Origin of the sequence: Pseudomonas sp. Marseille-Q5299 (genome assembly GCF_943737035.1) — a bacterium.
Taxonomy (GTDB): Bacteria; Pseudomonadota; Gammaproteobacteria; order Pseudomonadales; family Pseudomonadaceae; genus Aquipseudomonas; species Aquipseudomonas putida_E.
In genome coordinates, this window is the sequence record NZ_CALSFR010000001.1 from 243,394 (window position 1) to 253,297 (window position 9,904).

Here is a 9,904-nt window from a genome sequence, read left to right on the forward strand (position 1 = left end):
TTCCGGTAGCGGGTGTGTCGGTTGTTTGAGGCCCGACGCATGAATTCTAACGCCGGTGAGATCGAGTGCCGCCCGCGCTCAGCGGTTTACCGCCTCTGGCCGGTCCACATCCTGCAACACCCCGGCGTCCTGCACTGCAAGCCTGATGCAACTCGCCGGGTGCGCCTTCACCACCGAGCGCGCCCCCTCATCACCCGTCAGGCGTGAAAGCGCCGGCCAGAAATCGCGCCCGAACAACACCGGGTGCCCCTGTTGTCCGTCATGTTCTGGCAAGACGATCCTGGACAAATCGGCAACCGCGGCAAGCTGGCCCAACGTAGCCTGAGCGATCCAGGGCATATCGCCCAACAGCACCGCCACTGCCTGTGCCTCACTATCGATCAACGACGCAGCCCCAGCCGCCAGGCTATGCCCCATCCCCAATCCGGCATCCGGGCTGGAAATGATCCGGCATGCGCCCGGCAAGCCCAGGTCCTCGCCCCGCTCGCCATCGCGCAGTACCACGCGAACATCGCTGAACACCGAGCAAGCCCGCTCGACGCTATGCACCAGCAAGCTACGCCCGTCGCCCAACGTGGCCCGGCGCTTGTCGCCACCGAAACGCACGCTGCTGCCCGCCGCCAGCACCAGCGCGACGATCCTCACAGCGCCGCCCGCTGGATGCCGTTACGCATGCGCAGGATATCGGCCAACACTGCCAGGGCGATCTCTGCTGGGGTCTTGCTGCCCAGGTTGAGGCCGATCGGTGCGTGGATGCGCGCCAGCTCGCCAGTGCCCAGGCCACCGATGCGCTGCAGGCGTTCGCGACGCTTGTCGGAGGTGGCCTTTGAGCCCATCACGCCAATGTAAAACGCCTCGGTACGTACTGCTTCAAGCATGGCCAAGTCATCGATTTTGGGGTCATGGGTCAATGCAACCACTGCCGTGTCGGCATGGCAACCACCGTTGGCGATGAATTCCGACGGCAACTCGCGGCGCACTTCGATGCCGTCCAGCACCACGCCTTCGAGCACCTCGTCACGCGGGTCGCAGAGGATGACTTCAAAACCCAGCCCTTTGCCGAACTCGGCGCAATAATGCGCAACGCTGGAATACCCCGCCAACAGCAGCCGCTGGGCAGCGCCCACACGCAGACGCACACGGGTGCTATCACGTTCGACCCTTGGGCCCTGGCACGAGTCGTCGCTGAGCCGGCGCGTGCCGTCAGGCAGGCTCACCTCGCGCAAGAGCCGCCGCTGGCCCTGCAACGCACCAGCCAAGGCGCGCAGATGCGCCTGCACTTCGCAATCGGCCGGCAGGTTTTCCACCAGCACCTCCAGCACCCCGCCACAGGGCAGACGAATGCTCGAGCGCCGGTCGCTGCCATCGCCATAACGCACGATCGCGACCGGCTCGGGAAACTCGCCAAGGGCCACGCGCTCAAGGAAGTCTTCCTCGACGCAGCCGCCCGACAGCGAGCCCACCCACTGCCCTGCCTCGTTCACCGCCAGCAGCGAGCCCGGCGCGCGAGGCGCCGACCCGTAAGTGGCAAGCACCGTGCACAACCAGACCCGCTGGCCGTTGCCCGACCACTGCATCGCCTGGTGTACGACCTGCAGATCAAGATGTTGCACGTATTACTCCGCCTTCAGCTCAGCTAGCTGCTGTACGCTCAAATCACCCGGCAATCCGCCCCAGGCCTGACGCAGGTAGTTGACCATATCCGTGACCTGCTCATCACTGAGTTTGTCGGCAAAGCCTGGCATTGGCTGCATGCGTTCGAAGCCTGTGAATTGCTGCTCACGGATACCGTCGAGGATGGCCTTGACCAGGTTGCGCGAGTCCCCCTGACGCAGCACCGTGTTGCCCTGCATGGCCACCGCGATATGCGGCTTGCCTTCGCCGTCGACACCGTGGCAACCGGCGCAGACGTTGAGATACTGCTGTCGGCCGCGCTTGGCGCTGTCGCTGAGCCGGTCCAGGGGGACTTCCTGTATGACCTTGGCAGGCGGTGGCTGTTCACCCAACAGGTAGGTGGCCATGGCGGCCAGGTCGGCGTCCTTGAGGTGCTGGGTGCTATGGTGCACCACCGGGTACATCTCGTTGAACATGCTGCCCTGGGCGCTGATGCCGTGTTTGAGGAAGGTGGTGAGGTCGGGGTGGGTCCAGCCACGCTCGGCGAGGTCCTTGGCCAGCAGGCTCGGTGCCAGGTAGCCATTGAGCAGCCCGCCGGTCAGGCGCTGATCCTGCTGCAGCGCACCAATCGGGTTACGCGGGGTATGGCACTCGCCGCAGTGGCCCATGACTTCGACCATGTACTGCCCGCGCTGCCATGCCGGGCTCTTGCCGTCGGTGGGCTGCAACTGCACGCTCTTGCCGTACAGCATGTTCCAGCCCGACAGGCCCATGCGCACGTTGAACGGGAAGCTGAGCTTGGTCTGCGGTGCCGGGCGGTTGATCGGCGGCACGGTCATCAGGTATGCAAGGATCGCGTCCGAGTCTTCCCGCAAGATCAGGTGGTACGAGGTGTAGGGCATGGCCGGGTACAGGTTGGCGCCGTCCTTGCGCTTGCCCTCGGTGACGGCCGCAAAGAATTCGTCGGCCGTGTAGTTGCCGATGCCGTACTGTTTGTCCGGGGTGATGTTGGTGCCATAGATGGTCCCGAACGGCGAGTGGATCGGCAGGCCGCCGGCATACGGCGCGCCGCCTTCGGCGGTGTGGCAGGCCATGCAGTCGGCTGCGCGAGCCAGGTATTCCCCACGTTTGACCAGCGCCTGGTCATCTGCCTGGGCAACCATGGCGACGGCAAGGCCCAGCGCCAGCGTGAGACCGGAACGAACGAACGCCATGCTCAACCCTCCTTGACCAGGCCGAGGTCGTTGAGGACCGTGCGGGTAGCATCGTAATAGCGTACGTAGCCGGTGCAGCGGCAAATGTGATGCCCCAGACTCTCTTCGATGCGGTCTTCAAGTTCGCTCTTCTTCACCGGCTGGCGCTGGGCATTTTCCACCAGCACGGTCGCCGCGTTGACGAAGCCGGGTGCACAGTAGCTGCACTGGAAGGCGAACAGGTCGACGAACTTCTGCTGGATCGGGTTCAGCGTGAAGTTGCCGGCCTCGTCCTGCTTGGCATGGCTCTCGATGGTACGGACCTTCTTGCCGGCGAAGTAGTGGGCACCGGTGATGCAGGTGCGCACTTCTTCACTGGTGCCATCGGGGTTGTCGACGATCACCACGCAGGCATGGCAGATACCCTGGCCGCAGCCCAGGCGCGAGCCGGTGAGGTTCTGGTGTTCGTGCAGGTAATCGATCATCGCCAGGTCGTCGGGGACCTCGACCGGACCGACAGGTTGACCATTGAGGGTCAGTTGAAGCGGACGGTTAGCCATTGAGGGCCTCCTTGATGCGGGCTGGAGTAATCGGAAGATCGCGAACACGCTTGCCAATGGCATGGGCCACGGCGTTGCCGATGGCACCGACCACCGGGATCATCACCACCTCGGCAATGCCCTTGGACGGGTCGGTGGGCGACAACGGCGGGAGGATCTCGGACGTCTGCTTCCAGACGGCCACGTCCTTGGCATGCGGCAGGCGATAGCGGTTGAAGTTCCAGTCGCCCTCCCCCGGGCCACCCTCATGCAGTGGCATCTCTTCGGTCAGCGCATGGCCAATGCCCATGGCGATGCCGCCTTCGAGCTGGCCCTTGACCAGCTCCGGTACCAACACCCGGCCGCACTCGACCCAGCTGTGATGGTTGAGCACCTGGACTTCATGGGTGCCCTTGTTCACTTTCACTTCGACGATAGTGGCCACCGGGCTGTAGTAAGTGACCATGGCGTTGTTCAACTGGGTGGCCGGGTAGGCGGCGTTCTGCCGGTCGAGCAAGTGGTAGCCGTTGCTGCTCATCTGCGCTTTCTTGGCGTTTGGCGCACCGTCGCCGTATTTAACGGCCACGGCATCGAGCGGGAAACGCTCGCGCACGCCGTCGATGACGAAGTCGGCTTCTGCCCAGCTCCAACGGTTGAAACCGTGAACGCTGACGCCGGTGACCAGGCCCATTTCGTGGGCTTTCTTCGCAAGCTCGGCGAAGGGAATAGGCGCCAGCCCGTTGCCGGTCAGCTCACCATTGACCCATACCGCGTTCTCGCGGCGCACCACCAAGGGGTTGGCCTGCCCGCCGAACGGGCCTTGGCGCCACAGTGCCATGGCCGCCGGCCAGAGGCCATGATTGAACAGCACGCGCGCCGCTTCCCGGGTGGCGTGGCTGAAATAGAACGCCGAGTTGGTCGCCGACGATGGCGATGCCAGTTTGCCGACCCAGCGCGGGTTGCGCAGCGCCGCATCCTGCTCGGCCTGGCTGATCAGGTAAGGGTTGCCGCTGGTGGCCAGTTGCAGTTCAGGCCACTCGGTCACTGCGGTCTTCACCTCGTCGGCCGAGCGGCCGAGGAAGTCGCTGACCACCAGGGCCTGGGAAGTGGACATGCCGGTGCCCAGTTCGGTGCCGATGTGGCGCAGGCTGATGCGGCCATCGGCAGTGAACTCGACGCTGGCCATCGGCGCTTCGGAACCGGTGCCGAAATCCTTCTGGCAGATGGCAAAGCCCACGCCGTACCAGTGGTCCGGATCCTTGGCGTCCATCTGTCGCTTGCGCGCATCACGGTTGCGCCACCAGTCATGGGCAGCAGCCTTGTCGAGGATCTCGTGCAGGCGCAGGGCGCCGGCGGGCACTGCGCCCTGGGTGTTCTTCATGCCTGACTTCAACGCATTGGCACGACGCAGGTCGATGGCATCGACACCCAGGCGTTGGGCGACCTCGTCGACCATCATTTCGGTGGCCGCCATGGTCTGCAGGGTACCGTAGCCACGCATGGACCCTGCCTCGACGCCCCGCGAGTGGTAGGCGGTGACGGACAGGTCGTTCTGCGGCATGTAATAGATCGACTGCGCCGCCGTGGCCCCGACTGCGGCCACCGACGGGCTGTAGTTGATGCGGCCACCGCCGTCACAGCTCATGTCGGCGCGGAAGATCCTGAAGCTGTTGTCCTTCTTGTCCACGGCCAGTTGATAGCGGATGTCGAAGGCATGACGCTTGATGCCGCTCTGGAACTGCTCATAGCGGTCGTTGGCCAGGCGGACCGGCACACCAGCGCCATACAGCGCGGCAACCGCGGCATAGAACACGAAGATGTTGTTGTCTTTGGAGCCATAGCCCACGGTGTAACCCGGGTGTATGTTGAGGTGTTTGAGGGCGAAGCGCGACGGCTTGATCATGTGCACGCAGTCCTGCGCCACTTCGAACGGGCACTGGGTGGCGACCACGAAGTGCAGCGTGCCGGTGCCGGCGTCGTACCAGCCATTGCCGTTGTCGGGCTCAAGCGCCGCCGGCTCGATGGAAGGCGTCTTGTAGCGCTCATCGAACACCAGCCAGTCTTCGGGCGGGTTGTCCAGTTGCTCGCCGATGCGTTTGGCGTAGAACAGGCCCTGCTCGGTGAGGTCGCCGTGCTGGTTGGGCTGCTTGGACCACACCGGCTTACGGTTGAGAATGGTGGGGAACAGCATGGCGTTCTTCAGGCTGGAGAACTCATCGTCGTCGAACGGCGTGGCACCGCCAACGCGAACGAAGCGGAAGCTGCCATAGGGGTCGCGCTGATACAGCGGGGCCTGGGCCCCGTAGCGGATCGCCTTGTCGTTGAACTGCAGCTTGCGCTTGGCCTGGCGGAAGCGCTCGAAGTCGTTCCAGATCAGGATCGCCACCGGGTGGCCTATGAACATCGGCACCTTGCCAGGTGGCAGCAGCGGGTCGGGCGAATGAGCTTCGGGCCAGGCAATGCCGTCCTTTTCCAGGTCAGCGGAGGTGACGATGCGGTCTGGCTGCAACCCGGTGCCGAGCCACTCAAGGTCGTAACCGGCGTAGATACGGTCGGCCTTGGTGGTCTTGAGCAACATGGCGTGCCCTTGCTGCTCGGGCCAGCCGGGCATGTCCTTGGCGCGGATGTCGCGGGCAAAGACTTTGTTGCCGCACACCTTGGACAACGCGTCGTTACGGAAACGCGCCTTGCCGTCGTGGTTCATCCACTTCTGCGGCGAGGTGGTGACACGATCTTCCATCAGTGCGGCGAAGGCCTGGCTGCCGAGCGGCGCCATGCTCACGCCGACACCGGCGATCAGGCCACCTTGCAGGAAGGAGCGCCGGGAAATATCACGGTTGGACATGCTTGATCCTCTGGGCAGGCCGCTGCCTGCCCATCTTTTGATTCTTGTGCTGGAAACGCGGAAGGAGGTGAGCGCCGACACAGGGCGCCCACAGAAAACTGACTTTCACGTCAACTTTACAGCACTCAAGTAGGTTTTGGCAAAGTCAAGCAGACAGTATGTCGCGGTATGTCCACGCTCAGCTCGCACGAACGGGGCCACAGGTTAACCTTGGGTTAATCGGCTCAGGCCAGCATGGCCCCGTTCAAATCTGCCAAGGCGAAGACATGCGCGTCCTCCTGCTCTTCCTCACATTCCTTATGGCCGGCCCGCTGCAGGCCAACCCGTTCGACGTAAAGCCCGACTTCCTGCCGGTGAACCAGGCGTTCGTCCTGACCCACGACCGCCAGGCCGACGGCCAGATGCGCCTTTATTTCCAGATCAAACAGGGTTACTACCTCTACCAGAAGCGCCTGAAATTCGACGGCCTACCCGTCGAGCAGCACCCGCAACTGCCGCCGGCCCTCAACCATCACGATGAATTCTTCGGCGACAGCGCGGTGTACCGCGACCAACTCGAACTGCTGCTGCCCGCCAACGCCCAAGGCCAGTTGCGCCTGGGCTGGCAGGGCTGCGCCGACGCCGGCCTGTGCTACCCGCCGCAAACCACTGTCATCGACCTGGGCGGCAGCGCCGCGCCTGCCACTGACCAGGCCAGCGACCAAGCCCTGGCCAGCGGCCTGCAAAGCGCCAGCCTTGGCTGGAGCCTGCTGGCGTTCTTCGGCCTTGGCCTGCTGCTGGCGTTCACCCCTTGCTCGCTGCCCATGCTGCCGATCCTCGCCGGGCTGGTCATGGGCAACGGCGCCAGCGCACGACGTGGCTGGGTGCTGGCCGGGGTCTACGTGCTGAGCATGGCGCTGGTGTATGCAGGGCTCGGCGTGGTCGCCGCGCTGCTTGGCGCCAGCCTGCAAGCCTGGCTGCAGCAGCCTTGGCTTTTGGGCAGCCTGGCGGCGCTATTCGTGATACTTGCCCTGCCGATGTTCGGCGCTTTCGAATTGCAATTGCCAGCCGCCCTGCGTGATCGCCTGGACCGTGCCGGGCAGAGCACCCGGGGCGGCAACCTCTACGGTGCGGCGCTCCTGGGGGCACTCTCCGGCCTGCTGCTCGGGCCGTGCATGACCGCCCCGCTGGCCGGCGCCCTGCTTTACATCGCGCAGAGTGGCGACGTGCTGCAAGGTGCGCTGGTGCTGTTTAGCCTAGGCCTGGGCATGGGTGTGCCACTGCTGTTGCTGGTGACCTTGGGCAACCGCTACCTGCCGCGCCCGGGCGCCTGGATGGAGCGGGTCAAGGGGGTGTTCGGCTTCGTGTTCCTGGCCATGGCCCTGTACACCGTACGCAGCCTGCTCGCCGCACCGCTGCTGCTGGCCTTGAGCGGCGCGTGGCTGATTGCACTGGGCTGGGCCGCGTGGCCGGCCCTGCAGCGCTTGCCTGCCTTGCGCGCCGTACCGCTGCTGGGCGCATTGTGGGGTGGGCTGCTGCTGATAGGCGCTGCCGCCGGTGGCGATGACCTCTGGCAGCCGTTGCGCCCGTTTGCCGGTGGCCCCGCACCTTCGGCCACTCAGCACGCCGAAGATGCGTTTGTCACCGTCAGCCGCCCGGAGGACCTGCAACGTGAGCTCAATGCGGCCAAAGCCCGTGGCCAATGGGTGATGGTCGATTACTACGCCGACTGGTGCGTATCGTGCAAAGTCATGGAAAAGCAGGTGTTTGCCCGTGACGAGGTGCAAGCCAGCCTGGCCGGCGTGCACCTGCTGCGCCTGGACGTGACCGCCGATGCCCCCGCCAGCCGCGCGCTGCTGCAACGCTACCAGGTACCCGGCCCACCCAGCATCATCTGGCTCGGCCCGGAAGGCGAGGAACGCCGCGCACGGCGCATCACCGGCGAGGTGGATGCGGCCGCATTCCTGCAACATTGGGCCCAGACCAGGAGCCAAGGTTGATGCTGACTGTAACCTTGGGGCCCCTGACCATGGCCCTCAATCATCTGTTGATGCTCGCCGCCCTGGGCATCGCCAGCGTGGTCGGCTGGTGGGTCGCCCGGCGTGGCGGCGAAAGCCCGGAGTCGGCGCTATTCAACCTGTTCCTGATCGGCCTGCTGTGCGCTCGGCTGGGTTTCGTGCTGGTTTACTGGCCGATGTACCGCGATGACCTGGTGCAGGTGATCGACATCCGCGACGGTGGCTTCCTGCTCTGGTCGGGGCTGATCGGCGTCGTACTCGCCAGCCTCTGGCAAGGCTGGCGCCACCCCGGGCTGCGCCGCCCGCTGGGCTGGGCACTGTTCAGTGGCGCGCTGTTCTGGGGGCTGGCCAGCCTTGGCAGCCATCTGTACAGCAAGGGCACCGAGCTGCCAGAGCTGAGCCTGCGCAATGCCAGCGGGCAATCGGTTGCGCTGCACAGCTACCGCGGCAAGCCGCTGGTGATCAACATCTGGGCGACCTGGTGCCCGCCGTGCCGACGGGAAATGCCGGTGCTGCAACACGCCCAGGGTGAGTACCCTCACGTGACTTTCCTGTTCGTCAACCAAGGCGAGACGCCTGAAAACGTCAGCACCTTCCTCGCCACCACCGGCCTGAGCCTGACCCATGTGCTGTTCGACGGCACCGGCATCCTGGCCCAGCGGGTAGGTTCGATGGCCCTGCCCACCACCCTGTTCTACGACGCCAACGGGCGGCTGATCGGCAGCCACCTGGGCGAGCTGTCCCGGGCCAGCCTGCGCCATGCCCTGGAACCTTTCGAACGGGCCGCTGCGCCCGCCCCTGCCGCACAAGGAAAATGACATGCGACTGACTGCACTGCTGCCCCTGTCCCTGGCCCTGCTGACCGCCCCGCTGGCGCATGCCGAAACCCTGCCCAAGGCAATCGAGCAACTGCAAGCCAAGGGCGCCGTGATCAAAGGCCGCTTCGATGCACCCGATGGCCTGCGCGGTTACGCCGCCGAGTACCAGAACAACGGCATCGCCCTGTACCTCACACCCGATGGCAAGCATGTACTGGTCGGCAGCCTGTTTGACGAACAGGGCCAGGACCTCAGTGCCGCCCCCCTGGAAAAGCTGGTGTACGGGCCCATGTCCAAGGCCATCTGGGCGAAGCTGGAAAAAACCAGCTGGATCGCTGACGGCAAAGCCGATGCACCGCGCAAGGTATACCTGTTCAGTGACCCGAACTGCCCATACTGCAACATGTTCTGGCAGCAGGCACGGCCATGGGTAGAGTCGGGCAAGGTGCAGCTGCGCCATATCATGGTCGGCATCATCCGCGAGGACAGCCCAGGCAAATCGGCGGCACTGCTGGCCGCCAAGGACCCGGCCAAAGCGCTGGAACAGCATGAGAAAGCAGGCAAGGCCAGCACGCTGAAAGCGCTGGACAAGGTGCCAGAGGCGGTGCAGCAGAAACTGGCGGCGAACCTGGCCTTGATGGAAGAAATGGGCCTGCAGGCCACCCCGGCAATCTTCTATCAGGATGAGCAGGGCAACCTGCAGAGCCAGCAAGGGGCACCGCGGCCGGAGTTGTTGGGGAAAATTCTCGGCAAGCGTTAAATGTTGCAGATTTCGGGTTCTCGGTGCTCCTGAGATCGAGCGCCGCGCGGGCGGCGCTCGATCTCGCAAGCGCAACAATACCCCTCCCTGAAAGAAGGGGGACAAAGCAGGTCCCCTTCCACCCGGCTATTGAGTTGC

The 9,904-nt window shown here is 64.7% G+C and carries 8 protein-coding genes; 3 read left to right on the plus strand and 5 right to left on the minus strand.

The features are described 5' to 3' along the window. Positions 1-78 precede the first annotated feature (78 nt). From NGJ21_RS01005 to NGJ21_RS01025, 5 genes are read right to left on the minus strand one after another with little or no spacing between them, the layout of a single operon-like run. Positions 79-645, minus strand: a complete 567-nt coding sequence (locus NGJ21_RS01005; protein WP_251961694.1) for a nucleotidyltransferase family protein — start codon at positions 643-645, stop codon at positions 79-81. Next, positions 642-1,613: an XdhC family protein gene (locus NGJ21_RS01010; RefSeq protein ID WP_251961695.1), complete on the minus strand. Its 972-nt coding sequence runs from the start codon at positions 1,611-1,613 to the stop codon at positions 642-644. The genes NGJ21_RS01005 and NGJ21_RS01010 overlap by 4 nt, the downstream gene beginning before the upstream one ends. Before the next feature lie 3 nt (positions 1,614-1,616). After that, complete coding sequence (locus tag NGJ21_RS01015) at positions 1,617-2,828, minus strand: c-type cytochrome (protein ID WP_115274256.1); 1,212 nt, start codon at positions 2,826-2,828, stop codon at positions 1,617-1,619. Positions 2,829-2,830: 2 nt separating this feature from the next. Further along, complete coding sequence (locus NGJ21_RS01020; protein WP_012315391.1) at positions 2,831-3,367, minus strand: (2Fe-2S)-binding protein; 537 nt, start codon at positions 3,365-3,367, stop codon at positions 2,831-2,833. Then, entirely contained in the window at positions 3,360-6,191 is a 2,832-nt protein-coding gene (locus tag NGJ21_RS01025; protein ID WP_251961696.1) for a xanthine dehydrogenase family protein molybdopterin-binding subunit, read from the minus strand. Before NGJ21_RS01025 ends, NGJ21_RS01020 begins: the two co-directional genes overlap by 8 nt. A 266-nt stretch (positions 6,192-6,457) precedes the next feature. Here NGJ21_RS01025 and dsbD point away from each other — a divergent pair, with 266 nt between their 5' ends. The 3 genes from dsbD to dsbG are packed head-to-tail and all read left to right on the plus strand — an operon-like array spanning position 6,458 to position 9,766. Next, positions 6,458-8,170 (plus strand): protein-disulfide reductase DsbD, encoded by a 1,713-nt coding sequence (gene dsbD, locus NGJ21_RS01030; protein ID WP_251961697.1) that lies wholly within the window; start codon positions 6,458-6,460, stop codon positions 8,168-8,170. Beyond that, positions 8,170-9,006: a TlpA family protein disulfide reductase gene (locus NGJ21_RS01035; protein ID WP_046785283.1), complete on the plus strand. Its 837-nt coding sequence runs from the start codon at positions 8,170-8,172 to the stop codon at positions 9,004-9,006. Before dsbD ends, NGJ21_RS01035 begins: the two co-directional genes overlap by 1 nt. Position 9,007: 1 nt before the next feature. Continuing rightward, complete coding sequence (dsbG, locus tag NGJ21_RS01040; protein ID WP_251961698.1) at positions 9,008-9,766, plus strand: thiol:disulfide interchange protein DsbG; 759 nt, start codon at positions 9,008-9,010, stop codon at positions 9,764-9,766. Positions 9,767-9,904 lie beyond the last annotated feature (138 nt).